The organism is Rhizobium sp. AN5 (assembly GCF_900215255.1).
Classification (GTDB): Bacteria; Pseudomonadota; Alphaproteobacteria; order Rhizobiales; family Rhizobiaceae; genus Agrobacterium; species Agrobacterium tumefaciens.
The window spans coordinates 500,856-517,281 of the sequence record NZ_OCMJ01000003.1; the positions used below are offsets into that span (position 1 = coordinate 500,856).

At 58.9% G+C, this 16,426-nt stretch carries 12 protein-coding genes; 2 read left to right on the plus strand and 10 right to left on the minus strand.

Going from position 1 to position 16,426, the window contains the following annotated elements; all coding sequences use genetic code 11:
• The first annotated feature begins 1 nt into the window (after position 1).
• A complete protein-coding gene (locus CRP02_RS05695; RefSeq protein WP_179783949.1) occupies positions 2-2,353 on the plus strand; it encodes a helix-turn-helix transcriptional regulator in 2,352 nt (783 codons plus the stop codon).
• A gap of 48 nt (positions 2,354-2,401) precedes the next feature.
• On the opposite strand, the gene CRP02_RS05700 is transcribed toward CRP02_RS05695, so the two are convergent.
• From CRP02_RS05700 to CRP02_RS05745, 10 genes are all read right to left on the minus strand, one after another.
• Positions 2,402-3,715, minus strand: a complete 1,314-nt coding sequence (locus tag CRP02_RS05700) for an HlyD family type I secretion periplasmic adaptor subunit (RefSeq protein WP_065662568.1) — start codon at positions 3,713-3,715, stop codon at positions 2,402-2,404.
• Positions 3,702-5,549 carry a type I secretion system permease/ATPase gene (locus CRP02_RS05705; protein WP_097170511.1) on the minus strand — a complete coding sequence of 616 codons (1,848 nt, stop codon included), beginning with the start codon at positions 5,547-5,549 and terminating at the stop codon, positions 3,702-3,704. The genes CRP02_RS05700 and CRP02_RS05705 overlap by 14 nt, the downstream gene beginning before the upstream one ends.
• Before the next feature lie 14 nt (positions 5,550-5,563).
• Entirely contained in the window at positions 5,564-6,319 is a 756-nt protein-coding gene (locus CRP02_RS05710; protein ID WP_097170512.1) for a hypothetical protein, read from the minus strand.
• Between the two features lie 105 nt (positions 6,320-6,424).
• Positions 6,425-9,199 carry a TonB-dependent receptor gene (locus CRP02_RS05715; protein WP_097170513.1) on the minus strand — a complete coding sequence of 925 codons (2,775 nt, stop codon included), beginning with the start codon at positions 9,197-9,199 and terminating at the stop codon, positions 6,425-6,427.
• Between the two features lie 148 nt (positions 9,200-9,347).
• Positions 9,348-10,343, minus strand: coding sequence for a FecR family protein (locus tag CRP02_RS05720; RefSeq protein ID WP_097170514.1), 996 nt, complete (start codon positions 10,341-10,343; stop codon positions 9,348-9,350).
• A 111-nt stretch (positions 10,344-10,454) separates the two neighbouring features.
• Positions 10,455-10,955 carry an RNA polymerase sigma factor gene (locus tag CRP02_RS05725; protein ID WP_097100091.1) on the minus strand — a complete coding sequence of 167 codons (501 nt, stop codon included), beginning with the start codon at positions 10,953-10,955 and terminating at the stop codon, positions 10,455-10,457.
• A gap of 209 nt (positions 10,956-11,164) precedes the next feature.
• Entirely contained in the window at positions 11,165-11,917 is a 753-nt protein-coding gene (locus CRP02_RS05730) for an ABC transporter ATP-binding protein (protein ID WP_003511038.1), read from the minus strand.
• The gene (locus CRP02_RS05735) at positions 11,911-12,978 is read right to left on the minus strand and encodes a FecCD family ABC transporter permease (RefSeq protein ID WP_097170515.1); all 1,068 of its coding nucleotides are present in this window, start codon (positions 12,976-12,978) and stop codon (positions 11,911-11,913) included. Before CRP02_RS05735 ends, CRP02_RS05730 begins: the two co-directional genes overlap by 7 nt.
• Complete coding sequence (locus tag CRP02_RS05740; protein WP_097171259.1) at positions 12,975-14,114, minus strand: ABC transporter substrate-binding protein; 1,140 nt, start codon at positions 14,112-14,114, stop codon at positions 12,975-12,977. Before CRP02_RS05740 ends, CRP02_RS05735 begins: the two co-directional genes overlap by 4 nt.
• Positions 14,115-14,208: 94 nt before the next feature.
• The gene (locus CRP02_RS05745) at positions 14,209-15,342 is read right to left on the minus strand and encodes an ABC transporter substrate-binding protein (RefSeq protein ID WP_097170516.1); all 1,134 of its coding nucleotides are present in this window, start codon (positions 15,340-15,342) and stop codon (positions 14,209-14,211) included.
• 113 nt (positions 15,343-15,455) lie between these two features.
• On the opposite strand from CRP02_RS05745, the gene CRP02_RS05750 reads away from it, so the two are divergent.
• On the plus strand, positions 15,456-16,280 hold the full coding sequence (locus CRP02_RS05750; RefSeq protein WP_097170517.1) for a class I SAM-dependent methyltransferase: 825 nt from the start codon (positions 15,456-15,458) through the stop codon (positions 16,278-16,280).
• Positions 16,281-16,426 lie beyond the last annotated feature (146 nt).

Genomic DNA, 16,426 nt, shown 5'->3' on the forward strand with positions numbered 1-16,426 from the left:
AATGACGCTTCTGCCGCGCACCACACTTTGCCGCCGTATCGCCAGCGAAACCGCAGGCGTGATCTTTCTGCGCGCGCCGGCGGGCGCCGGGAAAAGCGTTCTCATGGACTTGCTGGCACAAGAGCTGGGGACCGAGGTATGCCGGACGCACCAGCCCAGAAGTGATGAGGCGGCAAAAGGCTATCTACTTTGGGATGTGCCGGTCTTCGCACGCGCGGTCCGCATGCCCGCCCCTATTCTGGAAACCGTGCGTTTCGTGGTCATCGCCTGCCGTCCGGATCAACGTATCAGCGGGCTGGCGCGGCAAATATTGCATCGTGGTTCGCTGACGATCGGAGCGCATGAACTGGCCTTTGGCCAAGATGAGACCGCGGGCCTTCCAACAGAACAGAAGCGTCTGGCGCTCAATGATTATGCGGGGTGGCCGGCCTTTCTGTCTCTCGCTCGCCTCGCCGACGAAAAACTATGCGTCGACTATCTGCGGGAAAATTATCTGCCGCATCTGTCACCGGCCCAGACGGTCGCGCTTTCGCTCTGGCTGGAAAATCCCTCGGCAGAACCCGACGCTGAATGGGCAGAACTTCTGCCGCCCTTCCTGATCGCAAACCCCGAAAAACACGACACACTGATAAGGCTTCTGACCGTGGCAGCGGGAGAACGTCTCGCCACATTACAGGCTGGCAGGGCAGTGGTAGAGGTCGCTTCCGCATTCGAGAAGGAAGGGCGGGCGCTTGCGGCAATGGCCATGTTGCTTGACCGCGGTTATGAGACCCACGCCGCGCAAATCCTAGAACGCGCCCATGGACGCGAACTGATCTACAGGAGCAGCGTCGACAGGTTTCGCGAGATCATCATGCGGTTTTCGCAGGACATGATCGCGGCGAATGAAACAGTCCTCTTCGCCGTCACCCGCGCATTGCTGAAACAGGGCGAATTGCAACGCGTGCGCCATCTGCTTGGCAAGAGCCTCGGTTCGGATTATCTCGATCCACTCAAGGTGCTTGCCCGCGGTTCGCGTTTTTCCTTTGCCGCCCGCACCTTCCGGCTGAACCTGATGATTGCCGAAGACCTGACCCCCAATGACGCTGTGATAACGCGCCTCGGGGAATTCATGGCCGATTACCCCATGGACGATCACGGCAAATGGGCGGCCTATTACAATGCGCTGCTGGAATTCGAAATCCGCCGCCGTAATTTTCGCGAGGCCGAGGCCGCCGCCGCCCGCGCGCTTATCTATCTGCGCAAGATGGGCGGGCAGCCGCTGCTCGAATTCTTCATCCATCTGCACCAGATCGTCCTGCGACTGATGAGCGGTGATGTGCTCTTGGCCCGTCGCGCGGCACAGGATGCGCGCACGAGGTTGGAACAGGTGCCACACGACGCCGCGCAGGAGTTCCGAATGCTGCGGCTGGCGGAAGCCTGCCTTGCCTATGAGGCGGGAAAACCGCGCGACCTGTTGCACTTCGTCGAGCATGAATTCGACCACTTCGCCGCCGCCGAGATATGGCCGAGCCTGATGCAGTTTGCCCTGCATTATGCCTCGCAGGTGCTGATCGATCATTTTCCGATGACCGTTCGTCCGGGCTTTCTCGACGGCCTGTGGATTCACCTTTCGGAAGGGCTGCAATTCCATGCGATGATGGAGATCAGAACAGCCATCGCCTACCAGAACGCCAACCGCTGGGCGGATGCGGCAGCGACGCTATCGGCAATTCGCATGCCGATGGGTCGCAACTGGGTGGAGAGCGCGAATGAGGACCTTGCCCGGCTCACGCGGCGCGACGAAATCGCCTATGTGATGGCCTGGCTCCGCGACGCGGTACATCTTTTCACGCCGCGCGCCTATCTCTCCCGGCAGATGGATGCAATGATCGCCAACCCCAAGGTCACCAACCGCGAAAAAGTCGCACTCAGAATATGGCAGAGCTATGCCGCGCACCAGCGTCGCGACAGTGCCGGCGCCCGCGCCCATATCCTCAACGCACTTGAATCGGCGACGCGCCTTGGCTGCAACGGCGTCCTGTCGGAGGAGCGCATATTCCTGTCGCCGCTTCTGAACAATCGCCGTATCCGCGGTTTCATCGAAACCTCTTCCGATGTCCGGACCGCGCTGTCGATTTTCGCCGCCTCGGTCAACTCGCCGCAGGCACGCGCTCTGCATGGCGGGCTTTCACAGCGGGAAGCACAGATGCTGCAATTGCTGGCCAGCGGCATGTCGAACAAGAAGATCGCGCAGACCCTCAACATCTCGGAAGTGACGGTAAAATTCCATCTCGGAAACCTGTTCCGCAAGCTGGATTGCAAACGACGCGCGGAAGCGATCCGCGCAGCGAAAGCGCTGGGCTGGCTTTGATCTCAAGTCGTGACTGCCGATCAGAAAAGCCCGCTCCCTGTCCCAAACCTATTCCTCCCGGAAGGCGCGGTTGATCTGGTCCGTCAGCGGCTTGGCGATATAGGACAGCGCGGTGCGCTCGCTGGTCTGGATGAAGGCCTCGGCAGGCATGCCTGGCATCAGCGGCGCATTGTTCAGCTTTTCCCGCTCGGCAACCGGTATGGAAATCCGCGCCAGATAATAGGAGAGGCCGGTCCTCTGGTCGGTGGTGATATCGGCGGCGATGCGACTGACATGGCCTTCCAGTTCCGGCGTGACGCGTTGGTTGAACGCGGTCATCCGCAGCATCGCTTTTTGCCCTACCTGCAACTGGTCTATATCCTTCGGCACGATCTGCACCTCTAGCGCCAGTTCGTCCCCATCAGGCACGATGAGCATGATCGGGTCGGCCGGCGTCACCACGCCGCCCACGGTATGCACCGCCATTTCATGCACCATGCCGGATTGCGGCGCGATGATATCGATACGCTTCAGCTCGTCCTCGGCAGCGACCTTCCGCTCGACATATTCACCCGTCTGCGCCTGTATCTCGCGTAGTTCCCGGCCCACTTCGGTGCGCAGTTCCTGATCGATCTGCAGGATTTGCAGTTTCGTTTCGGTGATCCGGCCCGCCGTCTGCGCCTGATAGGCGATTTTTTCGCCGCGCTCACCGCCAAATGTCGCGGCCTGGGTCTGCAGACTGTTCAGCCGCTGCACGGACACGATGCCCTGCTCCCGCAAGGATTTCTGCGAGGTGATCTCAGCCTGCAAAACCGCAAGCCCGTTGTCGTAGGCGACTTCCTGTGCCCTCAACCCTTCGATTTCATGTTCGAACTGGGTGATACGCTCCACAAGCTGTGCTTTGCGCCCCTCGCGATAGGATTTGCGGAATTCGAACAGCCTAGTTTCGCTGCGCATGGCGGAAGCAACATCGGGATCGTCCTTGCGCGCCACCAGAGCCTGTGGAAAAACGAGTTCCGGCAGATCGTCCCGCTCGGCCTCCAGCCTTGCCATGCGCGCGCTCAGCTCATCCAGCCGCTTGGTCACTATGGCGAGATTAGCGCGGGTCTGGGTGGCGTCGAGACGCATGACGACGTCGCCGGCCTTTACCCTGCCACCTTCGCTCACCAGAATTTCACCGACGACGCCACCTTTGGGGTGCTGTACCTTCTTGGTATAGGAATCGACCACAAGATGACCGGACGCGACGACCGCGCCAGCAAGATTTGTCGTCGCTGCCCATCCGCCGACGCCGGCCAGCAGTGCGACGCTTGCGGCAAGACCGGCAAGAAGATGTTTGCGGATGGAGCGGGACACTTGCGTGCGCTGGTCAATTTTTGACATCCGTATCTCCTTTCTGCCTGTTCTCTTCGCCACTCTCTTCCAGCGCCACCGTCTTAGGTTGGGTATTCGCGACGACACGCAATGGTGAAACCGTGTGGGCGGATGCGGTGAAACCTTTCGCCGCTTGAGCGTTCGGAGTGCGCAGCACTTTCGAGAGAACCTCGTCGCGCGGACCGAAGGCTTTCATCCGCCCTTCCTCCATCATCAAAATGAAATCGACGGCACCGATCGCGCTGGGCCGATGCGCGACGACGATAGCGATACCGTTGCGCGCCTTGACCGACGCGATCGCCCTGACGACGGCGGCCTCGCCCTCCGCATCGAGATTGGCATTCGGCTCGTCCAGCACGACGATGAAGGGATCGCCATAAAGCGCACGCGCGAGACCGATACGCTGGCGTTGTCCTGCCGAAAGCGCGGATCCTGCCTCGCCGATATCGCTGTCGTAACCCTTTTCGAAGCGCAGGATCAGTTCGTGCGCACCGGCGGCTTTCGCAGCGGCAATGATTGCGTCGGGATCGGGATTGTCCTCGAAACGGGAAATGTTTTCGCCGATCGTGCCGTCGAAAAGCTCCACGCCCTGCGGCAGATAACCGATATGGCGGCCGAGAGCTTCGCGATCCCATTGATCGAAGCTCGCACCATCAAGCCGCACCTTGCCGGCGGCGGGCATCCAGGCTCCGGTGAGAATGCGCGCAAGAGTGGATTTTCCCGAGCCGGACGGGCCGATGACACCGAGCGCGTTCCCGGCGGTCATAACGAAACCAAGGCCCGCGACGGTCGGTTTTCTCGCTCCCGGTGGAATGATGGTGACGTTTTCGACTTTCAATTCTTTCTCAGGCTGCGGCAGTGCCATTGCGGTCGCCGTTACCGGCATCTGCGCAAAAAGCTCCCTCAGCCGCGCCCAACTCTGGCGGGCGGCAACGAAGGACTTCCAGTTGGATATGGCGAGATCGACCGGCGCCAAAGCCCGGCCCATCATGATCGAACTGGCGATCATCACGCCGCCTGAGGCCTCCTGCTGAATGACCAGCCATGCGCCGACCGCCAAAATGGCCGATTGCAGCACGATCCGCAGGGATTTTGCGATATTGCCGAGGCCGCCGGCTACATCGCCCGCCTTGCGGTTGGCGGCGAGATAAGCCTCGTTGGAGATTTGCCAGCGTTTGCCAAGCCGGCCGCCGAGCCCCATGGCCTGCACGACTTCGGCGTTGCGGCGCGAGGCTTCCAGCTGCCGGTTGCGCGCCATGTTTTCGACCATGGTGTCGCGGATCGGCTTCTGCGAGAACATATTGGTCAAGATGGTGAGGGATATGAGCAGAACGGCACCGGCAAGAGCTGTCACGCCGATCCAGAAATGAAACAGAAAACATATACCGAGATAGAGCGGCATCCAAGGCAGATCGAAAAAGGCGGTCGGCCCCGTGCCAGACAGAAAACCGCGCACATTGTCGAGATCGCGCAGCGGCTGCAGGCCGTCCCCCGGCATACGGTTGACGAGCGGCAGGCGCACCACCGCATCATGCACCGTGCCGGAATAGCGCATGTCGAAGTCCTCGCCGATACGGATCAGGACCCGGGCGCGGATGATGTCGAGCAGGCACTGGAAGCCGTAGAGGCCGAGCGCAAGAATGGCGATCCCGACCAGTGTCGGCAGACTGCCGCTGGCCAGCACCCGGTCGTAAACCTGAAGCATGAACAGGGGTGACGTCAGCGCCAGGATGTTGACCACACCGCTGACGAGCGCCACACCGAGAAACGTGCTTTTAAGGGGCGAAACAACCGCCGCAGTGAGGGACTGCGGCGGTGTCTGCTGGTGGTTTTGAAAGCCCACAGCCTGATTTTCCTTTAAGCGGCAAGCGCCGATGCGCTGGCGAAAATGAAGTCCGATGCGTCGAGTACGCTTGCATCGACACCGTTGAGCGTGATGGATACGGACGTGTCTGCTGCCGAAAGGATAACGGCATTTCCGTTATCGTTATACCACAACAAATCATTCACCGAAGTTGCACCCCAGGCGGAAACATCAAGCGTATCCGTACCATCCTGATAACCGTAGGTTCCGGTCGGGCCAGCATTCACGACGTCATTGCCGCCGGAGAATACGAAGGTGTCCGCGCCGGCAAAGCCCGTCAGGGTGTTGGACGCGGCCGTATCCTCGATCACCGTGCCGGTGGCCGCGAAGTAGTCATAGAAGCCGGCCAGAGAGCCGAAACGGGCAAGCTGGTAAACGGCGAGATCGAGAAGATCGCGCGCACCTGCAAGCGAATAGGAGCTATCAGGATCGATCAGCAGTTCCTGCTGGCTGACGGCGATGCCGCTGGTGGACTGGCTGTAACCGGTGCCGAGAACGATGCTGTCGACCGAACCCGTCAGGTTGCCCTGGGAGTATTGCAGGGCACCGCTCATGACGATGCCCTTGCCACCGTTGCTGCCATCGCCCCACGCCTCATAGGTCGTGTTCGGATCGATAGTGGTGGTGGCGAGAGAGCTGGTCTGAGCGTCGTAGAACGCACCATAGGTCGAACCGAAACCGCTCGTCCAACCGTTGAGGTAACCGATCAGGTCGGAGGAAGACTGCGTCAGTTGAATTGTGGTAGCCATAGGTGTACTCCTTTGCTGGCCAATAGGGATACCTTGGTCATGTGACGAAGGCGTTTCATCTCCGGGACGGGCTGCAACCCCAGCCCGGAGAATTTCTTACGCACATCAAAACTTCACGTTCATCGTCGCGATAAAGGTGCGGCCCGGGGCCGTATAGGCACTCGCTGCCGGGATGTATTTGCGGTCCGTCAGGTTGTTGACCGCGAAACGAAGCGTCGCCCTGTCGTTGAAGGCATAGGAGCCGTAGAGGTCGACCGTCGTGTAGGGATCGGTTAACTCACGCAGATTACCCTCCGTATCGAGCGAACGGGACTGGGTCGGCGTGACGTGGTTCAGCCGTGCGCCCAAAGAGAATTTTTCCTCGAAGAAACGCATGCCGCCATCGAGCGTCAGCTTTACCTTGGGTGCAACGTCACCCGGCCATGCGACGATCTCGCCGCTTGTCGTGGTCGTGCTGTTAGAGAAAACCTGCGTTTTGTCCGGCCAATCGGTCTTCAGCAGCGTCGCCGAGCCACCAAGCCAGAAGCTTCGCGCATCGTAATTGCCCTCGAACTCAAGCCCACGCATGTAGGTCGTGCCGTCGAGATTGACGAAGCTGGTATAGGTCCGATCCGCCACCTGATCCGTGACGAGATAACCGAGAGCGATATAATCCTTAACCTCACGGCGAAAGGCGGCCATTTTGATGCGCACGGAATCGTGGTCCAGTAGCACACCGTCAAAGCTCATATTCGCGCCGATTTCGTAAGTGGTGGCTTTTTCGGCCCGCAGGGATGCGTTCGGGGCATATTCATATCCGGGGCTGTCCCCCGGACGGGCACCGGCAAAGAGAGCCTCGAGAATTGTCGGCGGACGCAGGCTCTGGGAATAGCTCACATAGGGACGGAACCAGTCGACGGGTTTCAGTTCAATCGTGGCGGAGGGTAGCCAGGCACTGTAGGTGCGATCGATATCGACATTGTGCGCCGGGTATTCGGTAACAGGTATCGGTGGCGTGGTTGTGCCAGTTCCAGGCATGCAGCCTGCCGAAGCATTAGGCCAGGCACGCGCCAGATAAAGCGCGTAGCGCGCAGCCCAGGACGGGTTGGCGGGAAGGAACACCTGATTGAAATAGTCGAGAGGTGTGTAATGGTTGCCGACTGGATCGCAAGGGACAGAGGTGTCTACGAGATAGCTGCGGGTACTGTAATAAGTCGCCGATCCCTTCAGGCGTGACCAGTCGTAACGCACGCCGCCACTTAGCGTGATCCAATCCGCCGGCTCCAGCTCACCGTTTAAAAACAGGCTCGCGACATCGCGCCGCCCGGCGGGGCTGAAAGCCGTGTAGCTGGTAGCAAAGGAGGGGTTTTCCTTGATCTTGGAGCTCATAGCAACGGATGTGGCTATATCCCGGAAGGCTTCGGCCCCATAATTCAGGCTGAGCGCACCCGCCTTGGTGTCGAAACGACTGGTATTTTCCAGGCTGCCGCCGAAACTGCGCAGGCCCATATCAAGGTTCGTTTCAACAGCATATCCTTTGCGCGCCGACCGCAACTCGTGCGTCATATTGTCGTTCAGCCACAGCGAAGACTTGAAGTCTATGAGTTCGCTTTCAGGATCCCAGTCCAGCTTGGCAACGATACTGTCGTTACGCACGCTCTCCCGGTCTATCTGTTCGGCGGCACCCTGCACGAAGTCATTCTGCTGATGCATCCATGACAGAGACGTTTTCACATCCCCGAAGTCACCTTCCCCCTTGAAAAAACTCGACCAGCCGTCCCGGCCGAGCAGGTCCTTCATCGTCAATGCGGTGCTTCGTGCCTCGCCTCTTGTGCCGATCTTGTATTCATCCATGATCGTGCGGCTGTAACCGGCAACGAAGGAGAGAGGGCCATCCGGCTCTCGGACAGCAGCCAGAACCGAACCCTGAAAATCGTAACCATTGGTACCGCGGGAAACATTCACCTCTCCGCCCTTGTTTGCACCCTCAGGGATGAGATCGACGGCGCTGACAGTGCGGAACTCGACCTTTCCGCCCAGCGAACCGGCATTGCCGGATGTGGCGTTGGTCATTTTTTCCACCTCGACGGCGCGGATGAAGGCCACATCCACATAGGCCTGGCCGTTATTGGCAGAATAAATCGAGGCACCACCGGTGCTGAAACCACGCTGCGCATTCTGCCGCGCACCATCGATGGAGACGACCACACGGCCGCTTTCCTGCAAGCCACGTACATTGGGCGAAACGGTAGGGAAGCTGCCGTTGCCCTCACCGGCATAGACGCCGGAGACGCGGTTGAAGACGTCGCGCGTGTTCCGCACGCCGGCGGACTGGATCGCCTCGCGGCTGACGACGCTGACACTGGCGGGTGTTTCATAAACCCAGTCGGGCGTTCCCTGATAACCGGTGCCGGCAATGGAATTGCGTCCGGTTTTTCCGGTCACGGTAATTTCTTCCAGAACGGTCGTGCCTTCCGCCCCGGAAAGATCGGCAGCGGCCTGCCCCGAGCCGATGACGACGGTTCTGCCATTTCCGGCAAACCGGAAATTCACGCCCGTGCCGGCCAGAAGCCGGGACAGCGCATCGCGCACCGTAAAACTGCCGGTAACGGCATTGGTGCGCACATTGCCGGCGGACGGTGTGGCAAGCGTAACCTGCAGACCGGATTGCCGCCCGAAAGCGCCGACAACGGAGGACAGCGGCTGGGCGGGAATATTAAAAGGCCGCGTTGCACCCTGCTCGCCACCGAGGCGCTGACCATTGACGGCATTCGGTCCGCTCTGCGCAAAAGCCGGTACCGACATTGAAACGACCACCGCCGTTGTCGCCAAAAGCATGGTCATACGTGCCGGCTTTGCCGCGTTTTTCCCTGAACCGTTTATACGTATCTGGAGGCGCATACTGCTTTTGTCTTCCTGTCTTCGCTCCGGCTATATCTTGACCGGATTACTCAACAAAAAGACGATTGCCTCGGCGGTTTTTTTCAGGGTTTCGGAAAATTTTTAATAAGCGACTGAAAACAAATATGATTTTTTGTTTTATGGCGCTTCAGAAACGGGTGATGATGCGGGCAGTATTGGCAATTGCATGCACCTTGCCCTTATAGGGTTCCACCAATGCTTCCAGCGCACGGTCCGGATCGCGAAGATTGTAGAAGCCAGTCACCCGCTGCTCTGCAAGCGTCTTGTCCGCCATCGTCAGCCATGCGGGATGATACCGCTGGATTTGCTCGACGACAGAACCGATCGTCGCATCCACAACGTAAAGCTCGCCGTTGCGCCAGCCACCAATATCCTCGACAGGAACGGTTTCTTTCCGGATCGCACCGGAGGCGTCGACAACCAACATCTCACCCGGAACGAGCCGCGTTGGTGGCGCGTTGCGGAAGGAAGCTTCCACGGAACCATGCGCAAGCGCGACTTGCGTCACGCCATCCGTCATGTCGACATCGAAAGCCGTGCCAAGCACTTGGACGGTCAGGTTTTTGGCCTCCACGACAAAGGGACGGTCGCTATCCGGCACGACATCAAAAAAAGCTTCGCCCTTCAGCACCTTCACATTACGGCGGCCATTGGCAAAATCAGTGGTAAGCGCACTTGCCGCGGCAAGCTGCACCCTGCTGCCGTCTTCAAGGGTTATGGTGCGGCTCTCCGCAGTGCTGGTCTGATATTCGGCCTTGATATGGACGAAAAGCGTGGGAACGAACAGCACCGCAAGACAGAGAGACGCTGCAGCCACCGCCATGCCGGCATAATGCCGCAAGGACCAGCGCCGTCGCGATGCCTGTTTTCCGGCAACGCCAGGAAGGTGCGGCGCGTCTTCCCAGAGGCTCTTTAAACCCGGCTCGACCAGACCGAGATTCCGCCAAGTCTTGCATGTCCGCTCCCAGGCCAGACGATTTGCCGGCGAAGCAGCCAACCATCGATCGAATTCCGCCTTCAGCCGCGGTTCCGCCGAACCCGTCTGCAGGCGTATCAGCCAGTCGGCAGCCTCTTCCGCCTTCCCGGTCGGCAATGTTATTTTTTTATCGGGATCAATGGTCATTGAGCCTGTCAGTTCCTTTGACTGGGCGGAGGAGATGCCTCGTCTTCCGTGTTGCTATAAAGACGTTTGAGGGAGAACTTTTTTTCACAAGATGAAACAATAAAGGCTATTTTACTGCATTTCTTTGGTAATGGCGGCAATACTACTCTTAATCAGACGGTGGGCGCTAGCCACGGATACGCCGAGGTGACGGGCGATCTCTTCCATATTGTAGCCGCCAAATCTATGCATTTCCAATGCCACACGCGCCTGAACCGGCAGAGAGGCCAAAATAGTCTGCATCTGCCGGACCTCGTCGCAGAACAGGGCATGCTCTTCGGGTGTGCCGTGACCCTGCGGTATGCCCCAGAATGGGGTATCGTCGGGCCGCTCCCGCAGGTCCTGCCGGTTGCGGCGGCGATTATCGAGGGCGAGGTTGCGGACGATGCGGAAAAGATAGGATTTGAGGTTGGAAGGATTGCCGGAACCTTCGGGAACGAATTTCAGGAATGCCTCCTGAACCACGTCCTCCGCGTCCGCCCGCGACCCTAAAATAAGCGTGGCGTATTTGATCAGGTCAACCCTGTGCGCGACGTAAGCGTTATAACGCTTGTCATCTTCCCGTATGCCCATGTCTCAACCGAGAGAAATTTCAAGGATAAACGAAACTGCAAGCCTCCAAACGACAAAGCAGTTTTACCGTCTAAACCTCTAGCACCCAAACTCTCGACCGAACAGATATTTCATGACTATTATTATCAAGAATTTGTGCGGTCGCGGGTCCTGCAACAGCCGGAGACTCGCAGACCCGGCGGCAGGCGCGGCCGGGTCCTGTGATAGCGTCAGATAGCGCCGTCGACTATGACCATCGGTCTGCCCTGCGAACAGGGTTCGATGCGCGCATCGATGCGGTAGATATCGCGCAGCATGGCCGGGGTTATCACCGTCTCGGTGCTGCCGCTCACCACCATTTCGCCGCGCGCGATCACCATTGTATTCTCGCAATAACGAAGCGCATGATTGAGGTCGTGCAGGGCGATCAGCACGATCATGCCGGTCTTCTGGGCAAGGTCGGTCACAAACCCCAGAACCTCGACCTGCCGGTGGAGATCGAGAGCGGATGTCGGCTCGTCCATCAACAGCACCTCCGGCTTGCGGGCCAGCGCTTGCGCCAGCGACACAAGCTGCCGCTGACCGCCCGACAATTCGCCGAGCCCCCGGAAGGCGAGATCGTGGATTTTCAGCGCCTTGAGAATGGCGTCGATCTCGAACAGCTCATCGTCGTGAACACGCCAGCCGCCGCCCTGCTTGGCGGACAGAAGCACGGATTCGTAAACCGTCAGCACGGCGTTGGCGCCGGTGTCCTGCGGCATGTAGCAGATGGCCCGGTTGCCGCGTGCCGTATCTGACAACTCGACAAGCCCGGGACCGGAGATCAGGCTGGCGATGCGCTTGAAAAGCGTGGACTTGCCAGCAGCGTTCGGGCCAATGACCGCCGTGACGCTGCCGCTTTCCAGCGTATCGATGCCGACTTTGGAGAGAACAGTCGTGCGGCCGTAGGCAGCGCCGACATCCTTCAATGCGAGCGCTACCATGCGCGTCTCCTGTTGCCGAAAATGAGCGCGAAAAAGAACGGTACGCCAACCAGCGCCGTAATGACGCCGATTGGCAGAATTGCGCCGGGAATGAGTATCTTGCTGATAACAGAGGTTGCCGACAACAGCAGCGCCCCGCAGATCACCGAGCCCGGCAGAAAGAACCGCTGATCTTCGCCCACCACCATGCGGGCTATGTGCGGGCCGACAAGCCCGACGAAACCGATGGTGCCAACGAAAGAAACCGGAATCGCGGCAAGAAGGCTGACCGTCAGCATGGTCTGCAGCCGCAGCCGACGCACATTGATGCCCATGCTGGCTGCCTTGTCGTCACCCAGCCGAAGCGCCGTCAGCGCCCATGCGCTGCGCATGAACATCGGCACCGTAACGAGAAGAATACCACCGGTGATATAGACCTTTTCCCACGTGGCCTTGGTCAGGCTGCCCATGGTCCAGAAAACGACGGCAGCGAGCGCCTGTTCGGAGGCCAGATATTCAAGCAGCGACAATGCGGCATTGAAGGTGAACACCAGCGCGATACCGAGAAGGACGATAGTCTCCACGGTAACGCCGCGCATCGTCGAGGCAAAATGAATGAACAGGGCGGCAATCATCGCCATGATGAAGGCGTTGATCGGCACCATGTACTGGACGGCACCGGGAAAGATCGCCACGCCGCCAACAAGGGCCAGCGCGGCGCCGAAACTGGCGGCGGCCGAAATGCCGAGCGTAAACGGGCTGGCGAGAGGGTTAGACAGGATGGTCTGCATCTGTGCGCCCGCAACCGAAAGCGACGCGCCGACGGTGACCGCCATCAGCGCAATCGGCATGCGGATATCCCATATCACCACCCGAAGCTGGTTTGCAGCAGCAGCCGGATCGGCAATCGTCGCCAGAACTTCTGATATCGTGTAGCGCGCCGGCCCAAGTGCCATGTCGGCAGCCATACTGAAACAAAGGGCGATGAAAAGCCCGAAGAGAATAACGATCCTTCGCGCAGCAAGGGCGCGATATTGATCGCGCCCACTCACGCCAACGGCGCTTTCATTCAACGAACTCATTCATTCGAACCTTTTTCGAGGGATGCGAAGTAGCCTGGCTTGTAGGTGACGGGCAGGAATTTCCGGTGAAATTCCTCAAAATTCTTCTCGGGATCGAGATCGGCGAAGAGCTCGGGGTGGAACCACTTGGCGAATTGCTGAATCGGAAAGAACTCGTAGGGCGCGCCGTAGAACTGGTGCCAGACGGCATGGACATTGCCTTGTTTGACAGCCTTCAGTTCCGGAAACGGCGTGCGCTTCATCAGGTTTGCCAGTCTTTTCCTGGAAAGAGCCATGTCGGCTCCGCGTCCAACGGGAACGAACTGGTTGATGTCGGATTCAGCCGCCCAGTTTGAGCCGGTGACGATGACATGATCCGGATCGGCAACGACGAGCTGCTCGGGATTGAGATCGCCGAACGTCGTCTTGATGATGCCGTCGGCAATATTATGACCGCCAGCGAGATCGACCATCGCGCCGAAATTGACCGGGCCGAAGGTGCGGCAGCAATTGTCCTCACCGGAAATGCCGGGCGCGCGCTCGATGAAGACGCCGGGACGCTTCAGGTCCTTGACGCTGGCGAGCCGGTCGGTCACGCGGGCGATTTCTGCACGGCGATAGGCGATGAATTCCTTTGCCCGCTCTTGCGCGCCAAACATTTTCCCGAGAATTTCAATCGAGGCTTCGCTGTTCTTTTCGGGATCGATGCGAAAATCGAGATAGACGATCTTGATTCCGGCGGCGGCGGCCTTTTCTTCGAAACCACTTTCCTTGGCGGATTTTTCCGCTTCCAGATTGAGGGTGATCACGTCAGGCGAAAGGGTAATGGCCGTTTCCAGACTGAAATCGCCCTGCGGCACATAACCGAAGCGCGGCAGTTTTTCGATCTGCGGAAAGCGCTCGACATAAGCGGCGTAGCTGTCAGGGTCCTTCTTGAGGAGATCGTCACGCCAGCCGACAATGGTGTCGAAGGTCTGGTCGCCCTTGAGCGCCGCGATGACGTGGATCTGGCGCGCCTCGCCGACGATGACACGTTTGACTGGCAGGTCCAGTTCGACCTTGCGTCCGGTGACATCGGTGATTTCTCCGGCATAAGCCGGAAAAGCGAGAAGAGACAAAGCCAGCACCGCAAGATGCCTGAGAGCGTTAAGCCGCATGAGAAGTCCTCTTAGTTCCAAAAGAAAATGATGAAGCCGCATGGCTGCGGCTTCATCCATCGATCGGACGGCGCTCCCCTTCACCGTCCCTGTCTTATTTCGTGTCCTTCAGCGACACAAAGTAACCGGGCTTGTAGTCGAGCGGCAGGAAGCGGGCATGCAGCTCCTTGAAGGTCGCCTCGGGGTCGAGATCCTTAAAGAGGTCCGGGTGCAGCCACTTGGCGATTTCCTGAATGGCCACGAACTGATACGGGTTGTTGTAGAACTGGTGCCAGATGGCGTGGACATTGCCGTTCTTGACCGCCTGTACCCCGGTGAAAGCCGGGCGCTTGGTCAGGTTTTCAAGCTTGCGGTGGGCTTCCTTCATATCCGCGCCATAACCGACACCGACCCAGTTGCCGCCGGGAACATAACCGTTCCAGTTGCCACCCGTGATGATGATCTGTTCCGGATTCGAGGCGATGATCTCTTCCGGATTGACGTTGCCGAACGTGCCGGGAATGATGTCCTTGGCCATGTTGATGCCGCCGGCGAGTTCTACCATCTTGCCGAAATTCTCGTTGCCGAAGGACATGCAGCAATCGTCGGAATAACCGCCGGCGCGTTCGACGAACACGACGGGCTTCTTCGGATTGGCCTTTTCAAGCGTATCGGTGACCTTGGCGATGGAGTCAGCGCGGAACTTGATGAAGTCCTCGGCGATCTTTTCCTTGCCGGTCAGCTGGCCCATCAGACGCATGCTCGGCTCGGTGTTTTCCATCGGCTTTTCGCGGAAGTCGACGTAAACGAGCGGGATGCCGACCTTTTCGAGCTTCTCGATGTAACCGGCTTCCTGCGTGGCGGTCTTCGCATCGATGTTCATCAGGATCACGTCTGGCTGCAGCGAAATGGCCTGCTCGATGTCGAAAGTGCCATCCTTCATGCCGCCAAAGGTCGGCAGCTTGGCAATATCAGGGTACTTGGCGAGATAGGCCGCATAGGTTTCCGGGTCGGCTTTCGCCAAGTCGTCGCGCCAGCCGACAACGTGCTGGAAAGGGTTTTCCTTGTCGAGCGCGGCCAGGAAATAGATCTGACGGCCTTCGCCGAGGATCACATGCGAAACGGGCACATTGACTTCCACGTCGCGGCCGGTCACATCCTTGACGGTGACCTTTTCGGCCAATGCAGGCCACGCTGCGGATACGAGAAGGCCAAGGGCAAGTGCCGCGGATTTGGCTGAGATGCGCATCGGATATTGCTCTCCAGTGTTGACTGGCGCGGCTGTATTATTTTCTGACTATACTAGTCAAGTTTTATGTTTTAGAGCCATTCTTAACTGACCGGTATGTGAGCTGAAGACCGATGATCGACACTATCCACTATGGCAAAAACGACAGCCTGAGAGACGAAATCAAAACCTATTGGTCCGGCCGCGCCGCGACTTTCGACCTTTCTCCCGGACATGAGATTTTCTCCGAAGAAGAGCGCAAGGCCTGGCACGCGCTGGTTTTGAAGCATCTGGGCCAGGGAGAAGGCCGCAAAGCGCTGGATCTGGCTAGCGGCACCGGCGTTATCTCGCACCTGATGGACGATCTCGGTTTTCAGGTCACCGGCATGGATTGGTCGGAAACCATGCTGGAGCTTGCAAGGGCGAAGGCGAAAACCCGTGGGCGCAATATCCGCTTTTTTGTCGGCGACGCCGAGAACACGATGGAGCCGGACGAAAGCGCCGACGTCATCATCACCCGCCATCTGGTCTGGACGCTGGTGGACCCGAAGGCGAGCTTTGCCGAATGGTTCCGTGTCTTGAAACCCGGTGGACGCCTGCTCATTGTCGATGGCGATTTCGTCAACACCGGCTGGCGCGAAAGACTGGTCAAGAAGCTGGCGGCGGGTCTGGAAAGCATCGGCCTTGTGAAGCCGGACCAGCCGCACAAGCCGGCGGATCCGGAAAACACCTTCAACAGCATTCTCTCGCGGGTCTATTTTTCACAGGGTGCAAGAGCTGGTGACGTCGCGGCGCTGTTGCGTGAGATCGGCTTCGAACCCGTTGCCATCGATCAGGAACTTCAGGCCATTCATCGTGCCCAGGCGAAAAATTTCAGTCTGCTGAAAGGCATTTTGCGGGGATTGCAGCACCGTTATGCAGTATGCGCCGTGAAGCCGCACACGTCCGGCAAGGGATAGGGCGACCAAAGCCCCCAAAGCTGCCGCCCAGCTCTCCGTCACCCCGGATGTGATCCGGGGTCCAGTGCGACCAAGTCCTTGATCGCGTAATAATAGTTTCTCACGGCGCAGACGCGCCTTGGCTGGATGCAGGATCTAGTCCGGCA